20 protein-coding genes are annotated in these 22,325 nt (G+C 70.3%); 12 read left to right on the top strand and 8 right to left on the bottom strand.

Going from position 1 to position 22,325, the window contains the following annotated elements; genetic code table 11:
* Positions 1-223 precede the first annotated feature (223 nt).
* Both AB0B90_RS04265 and holA read left to right on the top strand, forming a co-directional pair.
* Positions 224-2,686 carry a ComEC/Rec2 family competence protein gene (locus tag AB0B90_RS04265; RefSeq protein WP_362920757.1) on the top strand — a complete coding sequence of 821 codons (2,463 nt, stop codon included), beginning with the start codon at positions 224-226 and terminating at the stop codon, positions 2,684-2,686.
* Positions 2,687-2,864: 178 nt separating this feature from the next.
* Positions 2,865-3,836, top strand: coding sequence for a DNA polymerase III subunit delta (holA, locus tag AB0B90_RS04260; protein WP_350944580.1), 972 nt, complete (start codon positions 2,865-2,867; stop codon positions 3,834-3,836).
* A 121-nt stretch (positions 3,837-3,957) separates the two neighbouring features.
* On the opposite strand, the gene rpsT is transcribed toward holA, so the two are convergent.
* Together rpsT and AB0B90_RS04250 are read right to left on the bottom strand one after the other, a co-directional pair.
* The gene (rpsT, locus tag AB0B90_RS04255) at positions 3,958-4,230 is read right to left on the bottom strand and encodes a 30S ribosomal protein S20 (RefSeq protein ID WP_362501329.1); all 273 of its coding nucleotides are present in this window, start codon (positions 4,228-4,230) and stop codon (positions 3,958-3,960) included.
* 168 nt (positions 4,231-4,398) lie between these two features.
* Positions 4,399-5,400 carry a hypothetical protein gene (locus AB0B90_RS04250; RefSeq protein WP_350944577.1) on the bottom strand — a complete coding sequence of 334 codons (1,002 nt, stop codon included), beginning with the start codon at positions 5,398-5,400 and terminating at the stop codon, positions 4,399-4,401.
* A gap of 41 nt (positions 5,401-5,441) precedes the next feature.
* Here AB0B90_RS04250 and lepA point away from each other — a divergent pair, with 41 nt between their 5' ends.
* Complete coding sequence (lepA, locus tag AB0B90_RS04245; protein ID WP_350944575.1) at positions 5,442-7,313, top strand: translation elongation factor 4; 1,872 nt, start codon at positions 5,442-5,444, stop codon at positions 7,311-7,313.
* Positions 7,314-7,381: 68 nt separating this feature from the next.
* Here the strand turns inward: lepA and AB0B90_RS04240 are convergent, their stop codons facing one another.
* The gene (locus tag AB0B90_RS04240) at positions 7,382-8,668 is read right to left on the bottom strand and encodes a glycoside hydrolase family 18 protein (RefSeq protein ID WP_350944573.1); all 1,287 of its coding nucleotides are present in this window, start codon (positions 8,666-8,668) and stop codon (positions 7,382-7,384) included.
* Between the two features lie 648 nt (positions 8,669-9,316).
* Here AB0B90_RS04240 and hemW point away from each other — a divergent pair.
* Positions 9,317-10,528: a radical SAM family heme chaperone HemW gene (hemW, locus tag AB0B90_RS04235; RefSeq protein WP_362920755.1), complete on the top strand. Its 1,212-nt coding sequence runs from the start codon at positions 9,317-9,319 to the stop codon at positions 10,526-10,528.
* 34 nt (positions 10,529-10,562) lie between these two features.
* Here hemW and AB0B90_RS04230 read toward each other — a convergent pair whose 3' ends face one another.
* Genes AB0B90_RS04230 through AB0B90_RS04220 form a run of 3 tightly spaced genes read right to left on the bottom strand, consistent with a single transcriptional unit; the run spans position 10,563 to position 12,896 of the window.
* Positions 10,563-11,210 carry a DUF4870 domain-containing protein gene (locus tag AB0B90_RS04230; RefSeq protein WP_350944571.1) on the bottom strand — a complete coding sequence of 216 codons (648 nt, stop codon included), beginning with the start codon at positions 11,208-11,210 and terminating at the stop codon, positions 10,563-10,565.
* A gap of 24 nt (positions 11,211-11,234) precedes the next feature.
* A complete protein-coding gene (locus AB0B90_RS04225) occupies positions 11,235-12,050 on the bottom strand; it encodes a DUF3097 domain-containing protein (RefSeq protein ID WP_350944569.1) in 816 nt (271 codons plus the stop codon).
* A 57-nt stretch (positions 12,051-12,107) separates the two neighbouring features.
* Positions 12,108-12,896 (bottom strand): hypothetical protein, encoded by a 789-nt coding sequence (locus AB0B90_RS04220; RefSeq protein WP_350944567.1) that lies wholly within the window; start codon positions 12,894-12,896, stop codon positions 12,108-12,110.
* A 182-nt stretch (positions 12,897-13,078) separates the two neighbouring features.
* Between AB0B90_RS04220 and hrcA the strand changes: the two genes are divergently transcribed.
* The 3 genes from hrcA (at position 13,079) to AB0B90_RS04205 (ending at position 16,143) form a co-directional block, all read left to right on the top strand.
* On the top strand, positions 13,079-14,092 hold the full coding sequence (hrcA, locus tag AB0B90_RS04215; RefSeq protein WP_350944845.1) for a heat-inducible transcriptional repressor HrcA: 1,014 nt from the start codon (positions 13,079-13,081) through the stop codon (positions 14,090-14,092).
* Positions 14,093-14,106: 14 nt separating this feature from the next.
* Positions 14,107-15,249 (top strand): molecular chaperone DnaJ, encoded by a 1,143-nt coding sequence (gene dnaJ / locus AB0B90_RS04210; protein ID WP_350944566.1) that lies wholly within the window; start codon positions 14,107-14,109, stop codon positions 15,247-15,249.
* Between the two features lie 162 nt (positions 15,250-15,411).
* A complete protein-coding gene (locus AB0B90_RS04205; RefSeq protein ID WP_350944564.1) occupies positions 15,412-16,143 on the top strand; it encodes a 16S rRNA (uracil(1498)-N(3))-methyltransferase in 732 nt (243 codons plus the stop codon).
* Between the two features lie 123 nt (positions 16,144-16,266).
* On the opposite strand, the gene AB0B90_RS04200 is transcribed toward AB0B90_RS04205, so the two are convergent.
* A complete protein-coding gene (locus AB0B90_RS04200; RefSeq protein WP_350944562.1) occupies positions 16,267-16,968 on the bottom strand; it encodes a hypothetical protein in 702 nt (233 codons plus the stop codon).
* Positions 16,965-17,444, bottom strand: coding sequence for a SigE family RNA polymerase sigma factor (locus tag AB0B90_RS04195; RefSeq protein WP_043655278.1), 480 nt, complete (start codon positions 17,442-17,444; stop codon positions 16,965-16,967). Before AB0B90_RS04195 ends, AB0B90_RS04200 begins: the two co-directional genes overlap by 4 nt.
* A 284-nt stretch (positions 17,445-17,728) precedes the next feature.
* Here AB0B90_RS04195 and AB0B90_RS04190 point away from each other — a divergent pair, with 284 nt between their 5' ends.
* From AB0B90_RS04190 to AB0B90_RS04170, 5 genes are all read left to right on the top strand, one after another.
* Complete coding sequence (locus AB0B90_RS04190; RefSeq protein ID WP_350944844.1) at positions 17,729-18,079, top strand: histidine triad nucleotide-binding protein; 351 nt, start codon at positions 17,729-17,731, stop codon at positions 18,077-18,079.
* 92 nt (positions 18,080-18,171) lie between these two features.
* Positions 18,172-19,236, top strand: a complete 1,065-nt coding sequence (locus AB0B90_RS04185; RefSeq protein ID WP_350944561.1) for a PhoH family protein — start codon at positions 18,172-18,174, stop codon at positions 19,234-19,236.
* A 109-nt stretch (positions 19,237-19,345) separates the two neighbouring features.
* The gene (gene ybeY / locus AB0B90_RS04180) at positions 19,346-19,828 is read left to right on the top strand and encodes an rRNA maturation RNase YbeY (RefSeq protein WP_350944559.1); all 483 of its coding nucleotides are present in this window, start codon (positions 19,346-19,348) and stop codon (positions 19,826-19,828) included.
* Positions 19,825-21,126: a hemolysin family protein gene (locus AB0B90_RS04175; protein WP_350944557.1), complete on the top strand. Its 1,302-nt coding sequence runs from the start codon at positions 19,825-19,827 to the stop codon at positions 21,124-21,126. Before ybeY ends, AB0B90_RS04175 begins: the two co-directional genes overlap by 4 nt.
* A 471-nt stretch (positions 21,127-21,597) precedes the next feature.
* Positions 21,598-22,167, top strand: a complete 570-nt coding sequence (locus AB0B90_RS04170; RefSeq protein WP_362920752.1) for a hypothetical protein — start codon at positions 21,598-21,600, stop codon at positions 22,165-22,167.
* The last annotated feature ends 158 nt before the right edge of the window (positions 22,168-22,325 follow it).

The following is a 22,325-nucleotide window of genomic DNA, read 5'->3' as shown; positions in this document are numbered from 1 at the left end:
GCTCGTCACGGTCATCACGGCAGCCGGCTCCGGTGGCCCTCCTCGCCGCGATGTCGCCGCTCTTCGGAGTCTCGGGGGACCGCGCGGACCGGAGGAGTCCATCGGCTCCGGCGGTCCCCGATGGTCCGCCGACCCCGGTCATTCCCGAGGTGCGGCAGGCTCGGGCGGGCAGGGAGGCCCGGAGGGTTCCGGCAAGGGGAGGCGCGCACATGCCGCTCAGCTGGTGCTGCCGGCGGCGGCCTCATGGATCACAGCCCTCGTCCTGCTGGGCTGCTCGGCTGTGACCGGTGCCGTGACGGCCGGTCTCATGGCCGCAGGTGCCCTGGCGATGGCCGTCTTGCCCCGGCCACCGGGAGTGGCGGGCCGGCGAAACGCGATGATCGCGGTCCTTGGGTGCGCGGCCGCGGTGGCGGGATCGGTGGCCTTCCGGGTGCACGCGGTCGGTACTGGACCGGTCGCCGAGCTCGCGGGAGGAAACGCCCTGGCGGTGGCCGAGGTGGTGGTGACCGACGACCCGCGGGAGACGGGCAGGAGGGGAGGGCCTTCCCTCCGGGAGAGCTTCGTGGTGCCCGCCAGGGTCGAGTCGGTCGGTACGGGAGCGGGCAGGGTGGTGCTGCGGGCTCCGGTGGTGCTGTTCGTCTCGGGCGCCGAGTGGCGCTTCCTGCTGCCCAGCCAGCGAGTGGAGGTCACCGGTCGCTTCGGCCGGGCCGGCCCCGGAGAGTTGCTCGCGGCGGTGGTGCTGGTCAGAGGGGCACCGCGAGTGTTGAGCGGGCCGTCCTGGGAGCAGCGCGCGGCCGGGGCGCTCAGGTCGGGATTGCGGGAGGCGGCCGACGTGTTGCCTCCGGCGCAGCGCGGACTGCTGCCCGGCCTGGTGGTCGGTGACGTGTCCCGGATGGACGAGCAGGTCAAGGCCGACTTCAAGGCGGCAGGCCTCAGCCATCTGCTCGCGGTCTCCGGCGCGAACCTCGCCGTCGTGGCGGGGGCGGTGGTCGCGCTGGCCAGAATGGCCGGGTTGCCCCTCGCGGCGCGGGCGGTGCTGGCGATGTCGGCCATGGTCGCCTTCGCGGTCGTCGCCCGGCCCTCGCCGAGCGTGCTCAGGGCACTCCTGATGGGTGGAGTCGCCGCCCTCGCCCTCGGCACGGGCCGCTCGCGTGACGGTGTCGCCGCCCTGTCGGTGACGGTCCTGGGGTTGATCTTCTTCGTTCCCGGTCTCGCGCGTTCCTACGGTTTCGCCCTGTCGGTCGCGGCCACCGCGGGCATCCTGGTCCTCGCTCCCGGCTGGCGCGACCGGCTCTCGGCCCGCATGCCCCGATGGCTCGCGGAGGCGACCGCGGTGGCCGCCGCGGCTCAGGCCGCTGTGACCCCCGTCCTGGTCCTGATGTCGGGGCAGCTCGCGCCGGTGGCGATTCCCGCCAACCTGCTCGCGGGGCCGGCCGTCGCCCCCGCCACCCTGCTCGGCTTCGCGGTGGCCTTGATCGCCCCGCTGCACATGGGGCTCGCCCGGTTGCTGGCCCGGCCGGCGGGGCTGGCCACCGGATGGATCATCGAGGTGGCCGCGCACGCCGCCGGGCTCCCGCTGGGCGTGATCCCGTGGCCGGGCGGCGTCACCGGCCTGCTCCTGCTGGCCGCCGCCGTCCCGCTCGCGGTGCTGGTGCTGCGACACCGGCGGTCACGCCTGATCGCCCTCGCGGCCATGGCCGGGCTGGTTCTCGCCGTGACGGTGGCCGCGCCGATCGTGGCACGCTGGCCGCCTCGCGGATGGTTGCTCCTGGCCTGTGACGTCGGTCAGGGAGACGCGTTGCTCGTCGCGGCGGGACCGGGGCGGGCCGTGGTGGTGGACGCGGGCCCCGACCCGGTGCGGATGGACCGCTGCCTGCGCTCCATGGGGATCAAAGAGGTGCCGCTGGTCATTCTCACCCATCCGCATCTCGACCATGTGGGAGGGCTCGACGGGGTCTTTCGCGGACGCGTCGTGGGGGCGGTGATGGTGACCCCGCACGATGCCGGAGGGCACGAGGGGGCGAGGCTGAGCGACGCCCTCGCCCGTCGCCATGTGATCGAGTGGGCGGCGAGGCCCGGTGTGAGCTGGCGCTTCGGGCCCTCTGAACTCACCGTCATCGGCCCGGCGGCCGAGGCGTCCCCGCCCGGCGCGGGGGAGGGGGCGGCCGTCAACAACGCCAGCGTCGTGGTGCACGTCCGCTGGGCGGCGGGGGCGGCCCTGCTCAGTGGCGACATCGAGACCGAGGCCCAGGCGGAGTTGCTCCGGCGCGGCCTGCCGTCCGCCGAGATCCTCAAGGTTCCGCACCACGGATCGGGCAGGCACGATCCGGGCTTCCTCGCCGCCTCCGGTGTCCGCGCCGCTCTGATCAGCGTGGGGACGGACAACGGCTACGGCCACCCCGCCCCGTCGACCCTGGCCGCGCTGCGCCGGCTCGGCGCCCGCGTCTATCGAACGGATCTGTCGGGAGACCTCGCCGTGGTGGTCCGCGAGGGGGCTCTGGCCGTCATCGCGAGGGGGGCGGAGACTCGTTCGCGGGCGGCTCGGGGAGTCCGGGTCGAGGTGGGCAGGCTTCCGGGTCCGGTCGCGCCGGTGCGGATCAGTTCCCGCTTCCGGCCTGGCGGCGGAACTCGGTGTCCACATCGGCGGCGTAGACCGACCGGCTGCAGCGCGCGCAACGGTACATGATCGGGCCCTCGTCGAGGGATGTTCCGCAGCGAGGGCAGGCGTGCCGGCGAATGGTGGAGTTTGTCATGGTTCTCACCTCCTCTGATGTTTCCCAGGGTGCCCGGTGGCACCTGCATTTCGATTGCGAACGGCTTGCCGACGGCCCAGCCGGTCACCGGGACGTGGCATGCTGCTCGACATGGCGGCAATCGATCCGGCACCCGTGATCCTGATCCTCGGCGACGAGGAACTCCTGGCCGACCGCGCGGTGAGCGAGGTGACCTCGGCGGCGAAGGCGGCCGATCCGACCGCCGAGGTGCACGACCTTCCCGGCTCGAAGATGGAGCTCGGGGAGCTCACCCGCATGACGTCGCCCTCGCTGTTCGGCGAGAGGTCCGTGGTGGTCGTCCGCTCGGCCCAGGACCTCGGCAAGGACGTCATCGCCGAGGTCGTCTCCTACGCGGCACACCCGGCGGACGAGACCGTGCTCGTCCTCGTCCATCCGGGAGGAGTGAAGGGCAAGGCCCTGGTCGACGGGGTCAAGAAGGCCGGTGCCCAGGTGGTCTCCGTCACCAAGGTGACCAAACCGGCCGAGCGTCTCGCGTTCGTCAAGGCGGAGCTGAAGCGGGCCGGGCGCACCATCGGGGCCGACGCCGCCTCCGCCCTCCTCGACGCCGTGGGCAACGACCTGCGCGAGCTGGCCGCCGCGTGCAGCCAGCTCGCCTTCGACACCCCCGGCAAGACGATCGACGAGGCCGCCGTCGCGCGCTACCACCGGGGCAGGGCCGAGGTGAGCGGTTTCACCGTGGCGGACTCGGCGGTCGAGGGGCGGCTGGGCGACGCCCTGGAGCAGCTGCGCTGGGCGCTCTCGACCGGTACGGCCCCCGTCCTGCTGGTGAGCGCGCTCGCCGGGGGCCTGCGCTCGCTGGCCAAGGTGGGAGGCGCTCCCCGCAACCTCCGGGGTGGTCAGCTCGCCAGCCATCTCGGCATGCCGCCCTGGAAGATCGACCGGGTCCAGCGGCAGCTGAACGGCTGGGGGCCCGAAGGGCTCGCCCGTGCCATCCAGGCGGCCGCCACAGCCGATGCGCAGGTGAAGGGCGGCGGGGCCGACCCCGCGTACGCGCTGGAGCACATGGTCCAGACCGTGGTCGCCAGTCGCACGGGGCGTTAGGCGGATACGGGGGAGAGGAGCCCCTCACGGGACCGCCGGGAACCGAAGCCGCCGGGGCGGGACGGCGGGAAACGCAGAAACGCCGCATCCCAAAGGGATGCGGCGTTCGCGGAACCTGGGACTACTTGGCGGCCGACAGGGCGGCGGTGCGCTGGGCGATCGCCGACTTGCGGTTGGCGGCCTGGTTCTTGTGGATCACGCCCTTGCTGGCAGCCTTGTCCAGCTGGCGGGAGGCGGCGCGCTGCAGCGCGACAGCCTCTTCGACGTTACCCTGGTCGGCGGCCTCGCGGAACTTGCGGATGGCCGTCTTCAGGGAAGACTTGACAGCCTTGTTGCGCAGCCGGGCCTTCTCGTTCTGCCGGTTGCGCTTGATCTGGGACTTGATGTTCGCCACGAAGAAGCCTCGGTGAATGTCGTTGGATGGGGCGCGCGGGCAGAGAGGGCGCGCCACACGCAGTTGACTAGGCTACCAACTGCCGTGGTCGACACTCAAATCGACAGGCCGGGCAGAGGGATGCCTGATCAGTCTAGCGTGTGGTCCCGATGGCTCGGGCCGGAATCCTCATGGCTTGAACCAGAACTTCTCGTACTCCGCCCAGTCCTCCTTGGTCGCGGCGAAGTCGACGTAGAGCGCCAGGCCGAACCGCTCGCGCGGCTTGCCGTACGAGGTCAGTGCCAGCCGGGCGCCCGTCGCCGCCTTCTCGACGCTCTCGGCCTCGTCGGCCCAGGAGACGCCGTGGTCGTGATAGGCCGGGGCGCCGATCAGCACCGTCTTCTCCTCGGGGACGATCTCCAGCGCGAGCGAGGTCTGCCGTACGACGTAGCCGCCGTAGACGGTGGGGAAGGGGAGGTAGGAGTCGTAGGTCATGATCGCCACCTGGTCGGTGAGCTTCGCGACCTCGCGGAAGTAGGCGGGCGACCAGTACTTGTCGTGGCCGAGGGCCGCGCGGACGGCCGGCCGGACGAGCGGGAACGGCTCGATCTGCGGGGTCGAGGTGGAGAGCAGGCCGTCGCCCACGATCGCCCGGGTCTGGGTGAGCAGGTCGAGGAAGTCGGTGTCGCCGTCGCCGATCGGCTCGAAGTTGTAGTGGACGCCGTCGAAGCCGAGCTCCGTGATCGCGCGGGCCCCCTCCAGTACACGCTGCCTGGAGGCGGCGTCGTCGAGATCCAGGACGCCGTCGACCTTCTGGCCGAGCCAGGCGGACACCCTGACCTTGGGGAGTTCCTCGCGCCACCACTTCAGGAAGTCGGCCGCCTTCGGATACGCGCCGGCGGGCAGTGTCCCGTCCGAGTCGAACGGGCCGGAATGGACGTACACGTCCTTGATCCCGGTCTTTCGCAGCCGGGCGGCGAGGGTCCGCACGTCGTCGGCCGTCTTGCGGCCGTCGACCCACGCGTGGCCCAGCCACAGGGCGTCGTGGCCGGTCGTCTTCGCCCATGGGGCGGGTGTCCCGGTAAACTGCAGGGTGAGGATGGCCACGGCCACCCCTGGAAGCGCGAGGAGCAGGGCCGCCACCGTAGCGAGGAACCGCAGGCCGCGCCGTGCTCTGGTCCGGGCAATCACCCGGACATGTCACCATGGAAGACGGCTGGCATGCCAGCCGTATGATCGTCATCAATCTGTTGAAACGGATCCCGGTGCGCATTCAGCCTGGCCAGACCGACCCCGCTGTGCTCCGCAACTTCTGCATCATCGCGCATATCGACCATGGCAAGTCGACGCTCGCCGATCGCATGCTGCAGATCACCGGAGTGGTCGACGACCGTTCCATGCGTGCCCAGTATCTCGACCGCATGGACATCGAGCGCGAGCGCGGCATCACGATCAAGTCGCAGGCGGTCAGGCTTCCCTGGAAGGTCGGCGACACCGACTACGTCCTCAACATGATCGACACCCCCGGGCACGTCGACTTCACCTACGAGGTCTCCCGGTCGCTCCAGGCGTGCGAGGGCGCGATCCTGCTGGTCGACGCCGCGCAGGGCATCGAGGCGCAGACGCTGGCCAATCTCTACCTGGCGATGAACAACGACATGACGATCATCCCGGTGCTCAACAAGATCGACCTGCCCGCCGCCCAGCCGGAGAAGTACGCCGCGGAGATCGCCCACCTCATCGGCTGCGAGCCGGAGGACGTGCTGAGGGTCTCCGGCAAGACCGGCGTCGGCGTCCGCGAGCTGCTGGACCACGTGGTCTCGAACGTTCCGGCCCCGGTCGGCGACGCCGACGCGCCCGCCCGTGCGCTGATCTTCGACTCGGTGTACGACACCTACCGCGGCGTGATCACGTACGTCCGGGTGATGGACGGCCACCTGGGCAAGCGTGAGCGCATCCTGATGATGTCCACCACCGCGGCGCACGAGACGCTGGAGATCGGTGTCATCTCGCCCGAGCCGAAGATCGCCGACAAGGGGCTGGGCGTCGGCGAGGTGGGTTACCTGATCACCGGGGTGAAGGACGTCCGCCAGTCGCGGGTCGGCGACACGGTGACCTCCGTGACGCGTCCGGCCCTCCAGGCGCTCAGTGGTTACGAGCACCCCAAGCCCATGGTCTTCTCGGGCCTCTATCCGATCGACGGGGACGACTACCCCGACCTGCGCGAGGCCCTGGACAAGCTCCAGCTCAACGACGCCGCCCTGGACTACGAGCCGGAGACCTCCGCGGCGCTCGGCTTCGGATTCCGCTGCGGCTTCCTCGGCCTGCTCCACATGGAGATCGTCCGCGAGCGGCTGGAGCGCGAGTTCAACCTCTCGCTCATCTCGACCGCGCCCAACGTGGTCTATCGGGTGATCATGGAGGACGGCAAGGAGGTCGTCGTCACCAACCCCTCGGAGTTCCCCACCGGCAAGGTGGAGAAGGTCTTCGAGCCGATGGTCAAGACGACCGTGCTCGTCCCCTCGGAGTTCATCGGCGCGATCATGGAGCTCTGCCAGAACCGCCGGGGCAACCTGCAGGGCATGGACTACCTGTCCGAGGACCGCGTCGAGATCCGCTACACCATGCCGCTGGGTGAGATCATCTTCGACTTCTTCGACCAGCTCAAGTCCCGTACGCGCGGCTACGCCTCGCTGGACTACGAGCCCTCGGGCGAGCAGGAGTCGGATCTGGTCAAGGTCGACATCCTGCTCCAGGGCGAGGCCGTGGACGCCTTCAGCGCCATCGTCCACCGGGAGAAGTCGTACGCCTACGGGGTCGAGATGGCCAAGAAGCTGCGCGAGCTCATCCCCAGGCAGCAGTTCGAGGTGCCGATCCAGGCGGCGATCGGCGCCCGGGTCATCGCCCGTGAGAACATCCGCGCCATCCGCAAGGACGTCCTCGCCAAGTGCTACGGCGGCGACATCTCCAGGAAGCGCAAGCTGCTGGAGAAGCAGAAGGAGGGCAAGAAGCGGATGAAGATGGTCGGCCGGGTCGAAGTGCCCCAGGAGGCGTTCGTCGCCGCGCTGTCCACCGAGTCCTCCACGGACAAGGCCAAGAAATAGCTGAAACGTGCGGGCGAGGCCGCTGGTGATCCAGATCCTGCGGCCTCGCCCGGTATGAGGGGGATCGCTCAGCGCAGGACGCTGTAGAGCGCCGAGGTGAGCGACGCCCGGGTGTCGTCCTGGTCGATGGACCACATCATCGAACCGCCGAGGCCCTTCAGGCGGATGTAGGCCGCCTTCTGCAACAGCGTGGCCGGGTCGTCGTAGGACCAGAACTCGTTGCCGTCGTAGAGCCACACGGTCCCGGTCAGCAGGTCGCGGTGGCGCTTGCCCGGCTTCTTCACGAGGATCTTGTAGTCCTCGCTTCCGGCGGCGTAGGTGGCGGGAGCGGGGCCGGTGGCGGTGCCGTACAGGCCGTTCTTCCCGCCGGTGACGCCGGTCCAGCCCTGGCCGTACGCCGGTACGCCCACCACGAGCTTCTTGGCGGGTGCGCCGCGCGTGAGGTAGTCGCGGACCGTCTGGTCCACGCTGTACTTCACCGGGTGGGGGTCGCGCCGGTCGTTGAACAGGTTGCCGTTGTGGCCGGTGACGGTCTCCCACGAGCCGTGCAGGTCATAGCCCTGGATGGTGGCGAAGGTGAGCTGCTTGAAGACGTCGCGGACCTCGAAGCCCGCGTCGATCTTCGCGGCGGCGGCGGGCAGGAAGGCGGTCAGCTCGGTGCGCTGGTCGAACTGGTTCATCTGGCGGCGGATCTCGGCGACGAACAGGGTGAAGTTCCGCTTGTCCTCGGGGCGGATGATGTTGCCGACCTCCCCTGAGGAGCCGGGCCACTCCCAGTCGAGGTCGATGCCGTCGAACACGCCGGCCCCGGTGCCGGGGGCGGTACCGGGCAGGTTGCCCTTCAGCCACAGGTCGATGCAGGAGGAGGCCAGCTTGGCGCGGCCCTGGGGGGTCAGCACCGCGTCGGAGAAGTACTTCGAGCCGGTCCAGCCGCCGAGGGAGATCAGGGCCTTGAGCCCGGGGTGCTTGGCCTTGAGCTTCTTCAGCTGGTTCAGGTTGCCGTTCAGCGCCTGCCCTTCGACGTCGGCGACGCCGTCCACGCTCTGCTCGGCGGGCACCGGGCGCTGCCAGTCGGCCCACGGGTCGGGGGAGTAGCAGGAGCCCTCGGCGTTGACGAAGCCGAAGGCGTAGTTGATGTGGGTGAGCTTGGCCGCGGCGCCGCTGGTGTCCATGTCCTTGACGTGGTAGTTGCGACCGTAGATGCCCCACTGGACGAAGTAGGCGACCCGCTTGTAGCGGTCACCGTGTCCCTGGAGTCCCTGAGATGCCTGAGCCTGGGCGGGGGCCGGCGCGGCCACCGCCACGAGACCCGCGGCGAGGGCTGTCGCGATCACTTTACGGAGGAGTCTCTGCACGGGCTTCTCCACTGCTTGGAATAGTAACTTATAGGAAACTTTCCTTTAAGTTTTCCCGGATCGTAGACCTGCGCGATCTGGCCGTCAACGGCCATCGGCGTTTTGACCGGTGGACGGCAGGATGCTTCGACTACCTTGGTAAGGCATGGAGCAGCAGGCGTTCTGCAACCGATGTGGCACCCCTGTGCGCGGGCTGTCGCGATGTCCCGGGTGTGGGGCGTCCACGGGGGGCCTGCCCTCGGCGAGCCGGTCCTCGCCGGCCGGGTTCCCGCCGCTCCAGGCCCCGTCGGCTCAGACCCCTTCGGTGCGGCCTTCCGGGGGCGTCCCTCCGGGCGGGAGCAGGATCCCGCCCGAAGAGTGGCGGCAGGATCCCGCCGACTGGCAGCAGCATCTTCCACCGGACGAGCGCCCCCGGCCGCCCGCGCCGGACGACCCGGCCCCGAGGGGCCGTGCCCGGTCGCCTCGCCAGGACCGCAAGGTCTGGCCCCCGCCTCCGCCGGCCACGGTCCTCGCCGACGGCGGCGACTCCGGTCGATAGGCGAGAGCCGAGGCTCGAAGCCGACGGCCCTGGCTTCGAGCCGGTCGGTGTCCCTGAGCATCGGATCTTCGGCGTACCGGGCATCGCGGGGAAAGCGGCAGACTTGGGGCGTGCCATCCACACTTCCCGACGGGGATCCCGTACCCGCCTCCGGCGAGCTCCCGGAGAGCGCGCTCGCCGGACTCGGCGAGCGGCCCTTCGGCTTCTACGTCCACGTCCCCTTCTGCGTGACCCGGTGCGGTTACTGCGACTTCAACACCTACACGGCGTCCGAGCTCGGCCCCGGCGCCTCGCAGAAGGACTACGCGGACACCGCCGTCGAGGAGGTGCGGCGGGCGCGGGCCAACCTCGGCGCCGCGCGTCTCCCGGTCGAGACCGTGTTCTTCGGCGGAGGAACCCCCACCCTGCTCCCCGCCGGGGATCTGGTACGGATCCTGAAGGCGATCGAGGAGGAGTTCGGGCTCGCCCCCGGCGCCGAGGTGAGCACCGAGGCCAACCCCGAGTCGGTGGATCCCGCCTACCTGGCGGAGCTGCGCGCGGGCGGGTTCAACCGGATGAGCTTCGGGATGCAGAGCGCCCGCGAGCACGTGCTCCAGGTGCTGGACCGCCGCCACACCCCCGGCCGCCCCGCGCGGGCGGTACGGGAGGCGAGGGAGGCGGGGTTCGACCACGTCAACCTCGACCTGATCTACAGCACGCCGGGGGAGAGCGACGACGACTGGCGCGCGTCGCTGGCCGCGGCGATCGAGGCGGGGCCGGACCACGTCTCCGCGTACTCGCTGATCGTCGAGGACGGAACGAAGCTGGCCGCCAGGATCAGGCGCGGCGAGCTCCCGATGCCCGACGACGACGTGGCCGCCGATCGTTACCTGATCGCCGACGCCATGCTGGCCGAGGCGGGGTTCGAGTGGTACGAGGTGTCCAACTGGGCGACCTCGGAGGCCGGGCGCTGCCGGCACAATCTGCTCTACTGGACCGGCGGCGACTGGTGGGGCGTCGGTCCCGGGGCGCACAGCCACGTCGGCGGCACTCGCTGGTGGAACGTGAAGCACCCCGCCGCCTACGCCCGGCGTCTGGCCGAGGGCACCTCGCCCGCGCACGCGCGCGAGGTGCTGGACCCTCAGGACCGGGCGGTGGAGCGGCTGATGCTGGAACTGCGGCTCGCCCGGGGTTTCCCGCTCGGCGAGCTGGAACGCCCGCCCGTGGTCGCCCGCGCGCTCGCCGACGGCCTGCTGGAGGTGGAGCCGTTCAAGGCGGGCCGTGCGGTGCTCACCCTGCGCGGTCGTCTCCTGGCGGACGCCCTGGTCCGGGATCTCACCTGAGAGCTCCGGGGCACCGGCCGGTCCGCCGGGCGGGTCAGTCGACGAAGCGGATGTTTATCGGATAGCGGTAGGTCTCTCCCCGGTTGGCCGCCAGCGCGGCGACGATCGCCATGACGATCGATCCGACCCAGAGGAAGAACATCAGCAGGAAACCGATGAACACGAACGCCAGGACCCAGCAGACGGCGTAGGCGATCAGCACCGTGAGCTGGAAGTTGAGCGCCTCGGCGGCCTGGTCGCGCGCGTAGGGCGACTCGTCCTTCTTCGCCAGATAGAGCACCAGCGGCCCGACGAAGGAGGTGAGCAGGCCCAGCAGGTGGGCGAGCATCGCCATGGTGGTGTCGTCGCTGCCCGGTCGCGGGCCGTACGTTCCAGGGGGCGCCTGGTGGCCGTATCTCGGCGGGGGGCCGTACGCCCCGTATTCGGGGTATCCGTGCTGGTAACCACCCGGGTAGCCGTCGGAGGCGTACGGGGAGGTGTAGGGCGGGTAGCCCCCGTACCGCTGGTCCGGTTGCCCGTGGGATCCGTATTCCTGGCCCGGTGGGGGGTGACCCTGGCCGCCGGGCCCGTATCCCTGGTCCGGGGGTGGGGTGCTCTGCCCCGGCCAGGAGTGGTCCGGCGGAGGGTTGCCGACCCGCCGCGTCGGGTCGTCGGCCGATGGGCCTTCGGGGTTCTCGCTCATGTCCCCTCCTGATGGGTTGACGGCCTATCCGTCCTCGTCCGGAACCGTCACGAAGTCGATCAGCTCCTCGACGGGGCCGAGGAGCTCTGGCTCCAGATCGGCATATGTCGTGACCGATCCGAGAATGCGGCGCCATGCGGCGGCAGGCTCCACATTCCAGCCCAGCGCGGCGATGACACCCTCCTTCCAGGGCACCCCGCGGGGCACCGACGGCCAGGAGGGGATCCTGAGCGCGTGCGGTCTGACCGCCTGCCAGACGTCCACGAAAGGGTGCCCGACGATCAGTACGTGCGGTGAGGAGATCCGCGCGGCGATCCGGCTCTCCTTGGAACCGGGGACGAGGTGGTCGACGAGCACACCCAGCCGCCGCCCCGGCCCCGGGCCGAACTCCTCGACGATCGAGGGCAGGTGGTCGACCCCCTCCAGATACTCCACGACCACGCCCTCGACCCGCAGGTCGTGCCCCCAGACCTTCTCCACGAGCGCGGCGTCGTGCACGCCCTCCACGTAGATCCGGCTCTCCTTCGCGACCTGGGCCCTCAGGCCCTCGACCGCGATGGAACCCGACGCGCTCCGCCTCGGGCCACGCGACGCGGCGGCGGGTCGTACGAGTGTCACGACCCTGCCCTCCAGAAGGAAGGCGGCCGGCTCCAGCGGGAAGACCCGCCGGCGCCCGAAGCGGTCCTCCAGGGTGACGGCCTCCTTGTCGCAGGCCACCACGGCGCCACAGAAGCCGCCGTCGGCGTCCTCGACGACCAGGTCGAGCTCCGCGGGCACCTGGGGGATCGTCCCCCTGCGCGGGCGCCGCCAGTCTCCCGCCAGAACGTCACGCTCGTACATCACCGACCGCCACCCTCTCTCGCCGGGGATCAGGTGGGACGCTAGCAAACACCGGCGTCACCTGCCGTAGGGTCCCGGCTGTCCCCACTGCCCCATCGACGACGCGGCGGCGGCCTGGCGCTTGCGGGCGCCGCTGCGCTTCACCAGCACGACGATCGTCACGACGATGGCGAGCAGGATCCCGATACCGGGGATCAAGAACAGGGCGGCCACCCCGCCCACCAGCGAGTCGGCGGACAGCTCCCTGCCCACGCCGAAGGTCGTGCCGTCGGCGGGGTCGGCGGAGCACTGGACCTGGTAGTCGCCCGCCTGGTCCACGCCGACCCGAAGGCCCATCTCCCAGGTGACGCCGTCGGATCCCGCGACGGTCTGCTGGATGTCCGGCTTCTGCAGGCGGGGCGTGCTCGTACCGCCGGTGAGCGTGCACTCGAACTTGGTGGGCCCGCCGGTGGCGACGTAGATCGCCGGCTTGTCCGCCGGGTCGAGCGCGACCGTCGCGGTCTCGCCGGGGGCGAACGTCCGCGTCGGGGCCGCGTCGGTGACCGCGCCGAGGATGCCACCGGCGAAGCCGCCGATGCCGACGACGATGCTGACCAGGGCGAGCAACCAGACCCCGACGATCCACCCGATGCCAGGCTTGATCTTTCCGCTGGGGGGCGGTCCCTGCGGGGCGCCGTAACCGGGAGGGGCGTAACCGTACGAGGGGGGCTGCTGGCCGTACGGCTGCTGGCCGTATTGCTGGCCGGGCTGCTGCTGGCCGTACTGCTGACCATACGGCTGCTGAGGGCCGCCGTGACCGGGGCCGCGGGAGGCGTCGCCCGGATAAGAACCGAAATCGTTGGACATGTGCAAATTGTGGTGGGTACCGCTTGGATCGCGATAGCAGTTGACTTGACAAAGGCTTGCCGTCATCATCCACCGCTTTCGCTTATCGCGCCTTCCGTGCGGGGGCCGTACACTTGGCACTCGGGAACACAGAGTGCCAAGCCTCGTGTTTCCCTCTGAACGCAGGCAGGGAGGTGACCACGTTGGTCGACGACCGCAAGCTCGCCGTGCTCCGCGCCATCGTCGAGGACTACGTGTCCACCAACGAACCGGTGGGGTCGAAGGCTCTCGCGGACCGGCACAACCTGGGGGTGTCCCCGGCGACGATCCGCAACGACATGGCGATGCTGGAGGAGCAGGGCTACATCGCCCAACCCCACACCAGCGCCGGCCGGGTGCCCACCGACAAGGGCTACCGGCTCTTCGTCGACAGGCTCTCGCAGGTGAAGCCCCTGTCGAGCGCGGAACGCAAGGCGATCGAGAGTTTCCTCGCGGGCGCCGTGGACATCGACGACGTCGTCATGCGGACGGTGCGGCTGCTGGCCCAGCTCACCCGGCAGGTCGCCGTGGTGCAGTATCCGACGCTGACCCACTCGACGGTCAGGCACGTCGAGCTGGTGCCGCTGAGCGAGCGCCGGCTGATGTTCGTGCTGATCACCAACACCGGCAGGGTCGAGCAGCGCGTGATCGAGGTGCCCGACGTCGTCGACGAGCAGCGCGTGGCACACCTGCGTGCGATGCTCAACGCCTCCCTCGACGGATGCGGGCTCACCAGCGTTCCCGACCGGGTCGCCGATCTGCCGGAGCGGTTGCCCGCGGAGGATCGACCGCTCGCGGCGACTATCCTGTCCGTACTGCTCGAGTCCCTGGTGGACAGGCATGATGAGAAGATCGTTTTTGCCGGGGCCGCCAACCTCGCGGGAGCCGACTTCACCGTCGGGCTCCGCGACGTGCTGGAGGCCCTGGAAGAGCAGGTCGTGCTCATGCGACTGCTCGGTGAGACCTCGGACCTTTCCGCGCTGACCGTGCGGATCGGCTCGGAGAACCCCTACACCGGACTCCAGGGCACATCCATCGTCGCCGCTGGATACGGTTCCGGGGACAAGCAACTCGCCCGGCTCGGTGTGCTGGGCCCGACGCGAATGGACTACCCGGTCACGATGGGCGCGGTGCGCGCGGTGGCACGCTACGTCAGCCAGATTCTGGCTGCATCATAAGAGGTCAACGAAAAGTGGCTAAGAGCGACTACTACGGCACCCTCGGGGTGCGCCGTGACGCCAGTGCGGAAGAGATCAAGAAGGCGTACCGCCGCCTGGCACGCGAGTTGCATCCCGACGTCAACCCCGATCCTGAGACTCAGGAGCGCTTCAAGGAGATCACACAGGCCTACGAGGTCCTGTCCGACTCCGGCAAGCGGCAGATGTACGACATGGGTGCCGACCCGTTCGCCGCGGGCGGCGGTGCGGGCGCCGGGGGCTTCGGCGCTGGCTTCCCGTTCAGCGACATCATGGACGCCTTCTTCGGCGCGGCCGGTGGAGGCGGTGGCCGAGGCCCCCGCTCCCGTGCCCGCCGCGGGCGCAACGCGACCATCAGGGTCGAGCTCGACCTGCGCGAGTCGGGCTTCGGCACCACCCGCGAGCTGGTCGTCGACACCGCCGTGGTCTGTGAGGTCTGCACGGGCTCAGGGGCCGCGGCCGGCACCCACCCCGACACCTGTGACATGTGTCACGGCCGGGGAGAGGTCTCCCAGGTCACCCGGTCCTTCCTCGGCCAGGTCATGACCTCCCGCCCCTGCCCCCAGTGCGGCGGCTTCGGATCGATCATCCGCAACCCCTGCCAGGAGTGCTCGGGTGACGGCCGGGTCCGCACCCGCCGGACCATCAAGGTCCGCATCCCGGCCGGTGTCGAGGACGGCACCCACATCCAGCTCGCCGGCGAAGGCGAGATCGGCCCGGGCGGGGGTCCGCCCGGAGACCTGTTCCTGGAGATCGTCGAGCGTCCCCACGAGATCTTCGAGAGGCGCGGCGACGACCTGCACTGCACCGTGCAGATCCCGATGACCGCGGCCGCGCTCGGCACCATCCTGACCATGGAGACGCTCGACGGCGCCGAGGAGCTCGACATCCGTCCCGGCACGCAGTCCGGGCAGACGATCCCCCTCTACGGGCGGGGCGTGCAACGGCTGAACGAGACGGGCCGAGGCGACCTGCTGATCCATGTGAACGTGGAGACCCCCGCCCGCCTCGACGCTGAGCAGGAGGCGCTCCTGAAGGAGCTCGCCAGGCTCCGCGGCGAGGAGCGCCCGCCCGGTAAGTTCGCCCCCGGTCAGCAGAGCTTCTTCTCCCGCCTGCGGGACGCTTTCAATGGCCGCTGACCAGGTCTCAACGGCCGCTCCGCCCCGCTTCCGGTCGCGTCGTCACGGTCCGGCCCGCACCCTGCCCGGTGCGGGTTCCCGGCCGGGGCGTCGGGTCCGTCCCGAGGCGTCGTCCCGGTCGCGTTGCCGGGGGCACCTCGGGGCGGTCCGCCCGGACGGCCCATGACCGTCCCGGTCTTCCTGGCGGACCCGGCCGACCTGGCCAGGCCGGAGTTCGTCTTCGGCGGTCCCGAAGGGCGCCACGCGGCGGCCGTACGGCGGCTGCGGGCGGGTGAGCGGCTCGACCTGACCGACGGGGCGGGCTCCGTCGCCGAGTGTGTGGTGACCGAGGCGGGCAGGGACTCGCTCCGGGTCGAGGTGCTGCGCCGCCACGACGTGCCCGTGCCGTCGCCGCGCCTGGTCGTGGTCCAGGGCCTGCCCAAGGGCGACCGGGGCGAGCTGGCCGTGGAGATGATGACCGAGGCGGGGGTCGACGTGATCGTCCCCTGGGCCGCGGCGAGGTGCGTCACCCAGTGGAAGGGCGAGCGGGCGGCCAAGGCGCTGGCCCGCTGGCGCTCCACGGCGCGCGAGGCGGGCAAGCAGTCGCGCCGCTTTCACCTGCCGGAGGTGACGGAGCTCGCGTCCACCGCGAAGGTGGCCGGCCTGTTGTCGGCGGCGGCGTTGGGCGTCGTACTGCACGAGGAGGCCACCTCCCCGCTGTCCGGCCTGCCTCTCCCCGCGGGCGGCGACATCGTCGTGGTGGTCGGACCCGAGGGCGGGGTGTCGGGGGAGGAGATCGCCGCGTTCCGCGAGGCCAAGGCGGTGCCCGCGCTGCTCGGGCCGACGGTGCTGCGCACCTCGACGGCCGGCGTCGTCGCGGCGGCGGTGCTCCAGACGCGCAGTGGCCGCTGGTAGGACGCCCCTGCCGGCGCGCCACCGATCGCACGGCGACCACGGGGCCCGGGGGATCCGCGCCGTGAGGTTCTCGGCAGCCGTGAGACAAAAACCGGTCACGGCTCGCCGTGACCGGTTACCGCGCTAGTTCTGGATGGGGGCCGGAGCCAGGGTGTTCGCCTCCGTCGGCATGGGGGGCGACACGTCGCTCGAGGGGGCGCACTCGTCGGGCGAGCACGGGCTCTCCGAGGGGGCCGGTGGCCTCGATCGCGACGGCGTCGGGGTCGCCTCGATCTCCTCGCACTTGCTGATGATCCCGCTGGGCTCGACCTCAGGGCTGTCGGGGGGAGTGGGGCAGGTCGGCGTCGGCGTCGGCGCAGCCCGGGGCGTCGGCGCCGAGTCGGTCCTGGACGGCCGGGTGCTGGACGCCGCGCTCCTGGACGGTGTGGGCGTCGGCGGGAGCATGGTGGCGCCGGGGCCGCCCGACCTGTCGAGAGTCGGAAGCGGGGCGTGGGCGGACGGTGGCTGCGAGGAGGCCGCAGGGGGGCGCGAGGTGGCGGACCCGTCGACGGGAGGAGTCGACTCGGCGTACTTGACCCCTTCGGTGCTCACTTGAGGGATCACCTGTTCGCGGAACTGGGGAACCACCATGACGACGGTCGCCGCGACGAGGACCGCACCGGCGACGGAGGCTCCGGCACGCCACCACATCAGCCCGCGGAGTCCGCGCCGCTCGATGCGGCCGCGGATTATCTCCAGCCCGTCCGGGGAGGGGACGACCGAGTTCGCCTCCGCGCTGAGCGCGCGGCGAAGCAGCTCGCCGTACTCATCCGGGGAGTCGGTCATGACAGTTGCTCCAGTGAGGTTCGTAGGGCGGCCATGCCACGAGCCGTGTGGCTCTTGACCGCGCCTTTGCTGATGCCCATCGCGTGGGCGATCTGCGCCTCGGACAGGTCTCCGTAGTAACGCAGGACCAGGGCCTCCCGCTGGCGTGCGGGCAACCCGCGCAGCGCTTCGATGACGGCGGAACGCTCGAACTCGCCGATCGCGCCGTTCTCGGCGCTCGGCGCGTCGGGCATGCCCTTGGGCGCGTACTTCTCGACGACCGCTCGATGCCGAAGCACCGAACGTGATCGGTTGACGACCGACTGTCGCAGGTAGGCCAGTGCCTTGTCGGTGTCGCGCAGTCGGCGCCAGGCGCCATGGATGGCGACGAACGCGTCCTGCACGACCTCCTCCGCGGTTGCCATATCGCGGACGAGCAAGACGGCGAGACGGACAAGTGACCGATAGTGCGCGCTGTAGAGCGCGGTAACGGCCATGTCGGCGTCCCATCCGACGGGCACCGCCCCGAGCGACCTGTCGGCCACGAGGGTCTCGGTGGTCACATCAGTGGGACGCTTGGCCTTCCCAGAGGGTTTACGCTCTTCCGGTTCATTAGGGGGCATGACCCAGTCGTGTCCTCGCCAGGCGGCCATATATTGCTGTGCGCAAAGGGCTGTCGTGGTTGAAGTTTTGCACACCCACCATATCCGGGCGGATCTTTGTTTGCGGACGGGAACCATCACCGATTCACAACGTCCTCAGCGGTATGGTGCCTGTCATGGTGAGCGAAGCCGACTGCCTGTTCTGCAGGATCGTGGCCAAGGAGATTCCCGCGGAGATCGTCTACGAGACCGATCGCGCGCTGGCCTTCCGCGATGTCAATCCCCAGGCGCCGACCCACGTGCTGGTGATCCCCAAGGACCATTACCGGGACGCGGCGGCCCTCGCCGCGGCCGACCACGGCCTGGCCGACGAGGTGATCAAGGCCGCGCACGAGGTCGCCCTGCTGGAGGGGGTCGCCGAGTCGGGCTACCGGCTGGTGTTCAACACCGGGCCCGGTGCCGGCCAGACCGTCTTCCACGTGCACGGACACGTGATCGGCGGGCGGGGCCTGCAGTGGCCGCCCGGCTGAAAACCGGTAGGCGTGATCTTGACGATCGCGGATAGCATGGCGTTGAAGTTCCGCGCCTATATCTGGAGGCGAACAGGCCGTAAGGCCCGCTCATGTCCGAGACAAACGATTCCAGCAGAACGCCGCCGAGGTCCCGGGGTGCCAGCCGGACCCAGGCGAAGGTGGTTATTCCGGACGATCAGTCGATGGTCAGCCTGCTGGGCTCGCGCGACGAGTTGTTGCGCGTCATCGAGGGCGCCTTCCGCGCCGACATCCACGTCCGGGGCAACGAGATCACCGTCACCGGCAGCCCCGAGGAGAGCAGCACCGTGGTGCGGCTCTTCGAGGAGATGTCCGAACTCGTCCGCGGGGGCGCGCAGCTCACGGCCGACGCGGTCGAGCGCAGCATCGCGATGCTGCGGATGACCTCCGACAGGCCCGCCGAGGTGCTCTCCCTGGACATCATCTCCTCGCGGGGCCGGACCATCCGCCCGAAGACCGTGAACCAGAAGCGTTACGTCGACGCGATCGACAAGTTCACCATCGTCTTCGGCATCGGTCCGGCAGGCACGGGCAAGACCTACCTCGCCATGGCGAAGGCCGTGAAGGCCCTCCAGGAGAAGAAGGTCAACCGGATCATCCTCACCCGCCCCGCCGTCGAGGCGGGCGAGAGGCTGGGCTTCCTGCCGGGCACGCTCTACGAGAAGATCGACCCCTACCTGCGCCCGCTCTACGACGCGCTGCACGACATGCTCGACCCCGACTCGATCCCCAGGCTGATGGCCGCGGGCACGATCGAGGTCGCCCCCCTGGCCTACATGCGCGGCCGTACGCTCAACGACGCCTACATCATCCTGGACGAGGCGCAAAACACCTCGCCGGAGCAGATGAAGATGTTCCTGACGCGACTGGGCTTCAACTCGAAGATCGTTGTCACCGGTGACGTCACCCAGGTCGACCTGCCGAACGGCACACAGAGCGGCCTCCGGGTCGTCCAGGACATCCTGGACGGCATCTCCGACATTCACTTCAGCCGCCTGACCAGCGCTGACGTGGTGCGGCATAAGCTGGTGGGAGACATCGTGGACGCGTACGGGCGCTACGACGAGACGCAGCGCCAGAGCAGCGCGGTGGAGCAGATCAAGGGCGTGGTCAAGCGTCCCCGAGGGAGATCATGAGAACGGCCGGTCGAGAGGCGATGAGCGTGGAGCGACTCCGGCGCGGGGAACCGATCGGGGCGCGGGGCACGAGCCGGCCGCGTGGCGAGCGGGGAGCGAGGAGCGCCCGATGAGCGTCGAGGTCAACAACGAGTCCGGTGTCGAGATCGACGAGGGGCTCATCGTCTCGCTCGCGGGGCACGTGCTGGAGCGGATGGGCATCAACCCGCTCGCCGAGCTGTCGATCCTGGTCGTCGACGAAGAGGCGATGTCGGTGCTGCACGAGCAGTGGATGGGCGAGCCCGGCCCCACCGACGTGCTCGCCTTCCCGATGGACGAGTTGCGCCCCGGGCCCGGCGCGGGGGCGAGGCAGGAGGGCGACGCGCCCACCGACCCGGCGCTCCTCGGTGACGTGGTGCTCTGCCCGCAGGTGGCCGCCAAGCAGGGGGCCGAGGCCGGGCACGGCACCGAGGCCGAGCTGGAGCTGCTGTGCACGCACGGCATCCTCCACCTGCTCGGATACGACCACGCCGAGCCCGAGGAGCACAAGGAGATGTTCGGCCTTCAGGGCGAGCTTCTGGAGTCGTGGCAGGAGGTGCGCCCCCAGCGGTGAACCTCGCCAACGGGTGGTTGTTCGCGGCCGTCGTCCTCGTCGTGGTCGGCGGGTTGATCGCCAGCGCGGAGACGGCCCTGACCCGCATCTCAAGGGTTCGCGCGGAGGAGTTCTGCCGCGAAGGCCGCCGGGGCGCAGAGCGCCTGCAGGCCATCGTCGCCGACCCGCCGCGCTACCTGAACCTGCTGCTCCTGCTCCGGCTGAGCTGCGAGCTGGTCGCCACGGTGATCGCCACGCTGCTCTTCATCGACTGGCTCGGCGACCGGGGCGGTGCCTACGCCGCCGCCGCGGCCGTCATGATCGTCATCAGCTACGTGATCGTCGGGGTCTCCCCGCGCACGCTGGGGCGTCAGCACGCGGAGCCGATCGCGCTCGCGAGCGCGCCCCTCGTCTACGGGCTGACCCGGATCTTCGGCCCCCTGCCCAAGCTGCTCATCCTGCTCGGCAACGCCGTGACGCCCGGCAAGGGCTTCCGCGAGGGGCCCTTCACCTCGGAGGCCGAGCTGCGCGACCTGGTCGACCTGGCCGAGGAGCGCAGGGTGATCGAGCCCGACGAGCGGGAGATGATCCACTCGGTCTTCGAGCTCGGTGACACCCTGGCCCGCGAGGTCATGGTGCCCCGCACCGACATGGTGTTCATCGAGCGCGGCAAGACGCTGAACCAGGCTCTGTCGCTCGCTCTGCGCAGCGGTTTCTCGCGGATCCCCGTGGTCGGTGAGAACGAGGACGACGTCATCGGTATCGCCTACCTCAAGGACATCGCGCGCCGGGTGCAGGACACCGGTGACGAGGGGCGTGCCGAGCCGGTGGAGTCCCTCATGCGTCCGGCCACCTACGTGCCGGAGAGCAAGCCGATCGACCAGCTTCTCCGTGAGATGCAGGCCCGCCAGATCCACCAGGCCATCGTCATCGACGAGTACGGCGGCACGGCCGGTCTGGTCACCATCGAGGACATTCTGGAGGAGATCGTCGGTGAGATCGCCGACGAGTACGACCAGGAGGCGCCCAGGGTGGAGCCGCTGGAGGGCGGCGCGGTCCGGGTGACCGCGAGGCTCCCGGTGAGCGACCTGGAGGACCTGTTCGGCATCGAGCTTGAGGTCGACGACGTCGAGACCGTCGGAGGGTTGCTGGCGCACGCGCTGGGCCGGGTGCCGATCGCCGGTTCCCACGCGGTGGTGGAGGGTCTCAGCCTGACGGCCGAGAGCCTCGCCGGGCGCCGCAACCGGATCGGCACGGTCCTCGTCACCAGGGCCGTTCCCGCCGAGCCCGACTCGGTCTCGGCCTCCGCCGACCAGTGAGGGGTCCCGGGCCGCCGCGGCGGCCCGGGGAAGCGCCCCATGCGTTTTGGGTGGGTTATCCGTTTACAAGCCATTCGCAAGCCTCTCGCAACCGGGACGCGCGACTCTTCTCTCACGGCACCCGGTCGCGCGGGAGCCGGTGGGGAAGGTCCCGGTGCCCGGAGGGGTTCGCGGTGCGAGGGATCCACCTCAGGGGAGACAGGGTCACGCAGAGCTCCGAGGCTGTTCTGCGTGACTCGCGCAAGGGTGTTCTCGACCGTGAAGTGCGGTTGAGGGCACCCTTAGGCGTTTATTGAATGATTGCCGCTTTTGCCGATGGGGAAGAAAGCGGGTCGGTGGGGACAGGGATGCCTCGCACATGACATCGGGGGAATGGTCATGACACGGGGGATGAGTTTTGTCGTTTTTGTAGTGTTGTGTGGACTTTTATCGGGTGTTTTGGTCGGGTGTGGCGAGCAGGAAAAGGGCGGGGTGCCGGATCGCGCCGCGGAGCGGGACCGGCTGCGGGCGGTACTCGGCGAGGCGCGAGGGCTGCCTGACGGGTTCACGGCACGCCCGCGCGCCGGTTGGCGCGCCCCCTTCAAAGCCGTCGACGAGGACTGCAGACTCGTCCTCGACGCCGCCGGAGGCAGGCCGCCGAAGCGGGCGCTGGAAGCGCGGGCCGCCGTGACCTACCAGGGCGACGGGGTCGGGGAGCTGGCCGGGTTCGGCCTGGCCTCCTACGACGGCGACGACGCCGCACTCCACTTCGGCGAGCTCGCCGAGGCGCTGGGCGGCTGCCCTGTCGTGCGCACGTCCATGGCGGGTCGCGGCACCGCCTTCAGGGTCTCCGACCTGGACCTGGATTTGAGCGGGGTCGGTGACGGGGTGCGGGCGAGGCGGTTGAACGGCAGGCTGGACGGATACCCGTACGAGATCCACCTGGTGTTCGCGCTCAGCGGTCACACCCTGATCTCGCTGGTGCACGCCGGGGTGAGGGAGGTCGACGCCGCGCGTACCGGGCAGCTCGCCCGCCTGCTGGTCGACGAGGCCGGCACGTGAAAGGGCACGCCGTGCCGGCGGATGCGCCGGCAGGATGCGGCCCGCGGTTCGCCGGGAGACCCGGCCTCGCCCCGGCGGGGTTCGCCGGGAGAACCCCGCCCGGGCGCGGGGGCCCGCCCTCGATCTGGGGGGCGGGGGGGCGGCGGGGGCCCCCGCCC

Origin of the sequence: Streptosporangium sp. NPDC049078, assembly GCF_040648855.1 — a bacterium.
GTDB lineage: Bacteria > Actinomycetota > Actinomycetes > Streptosporangiales > Streptosporangiaceae > Streptosporangium.
Note: the sequence above shows the minus strand (reverse complement) of the source record. Positions and strands in the feature narration are given on the sequence as shown.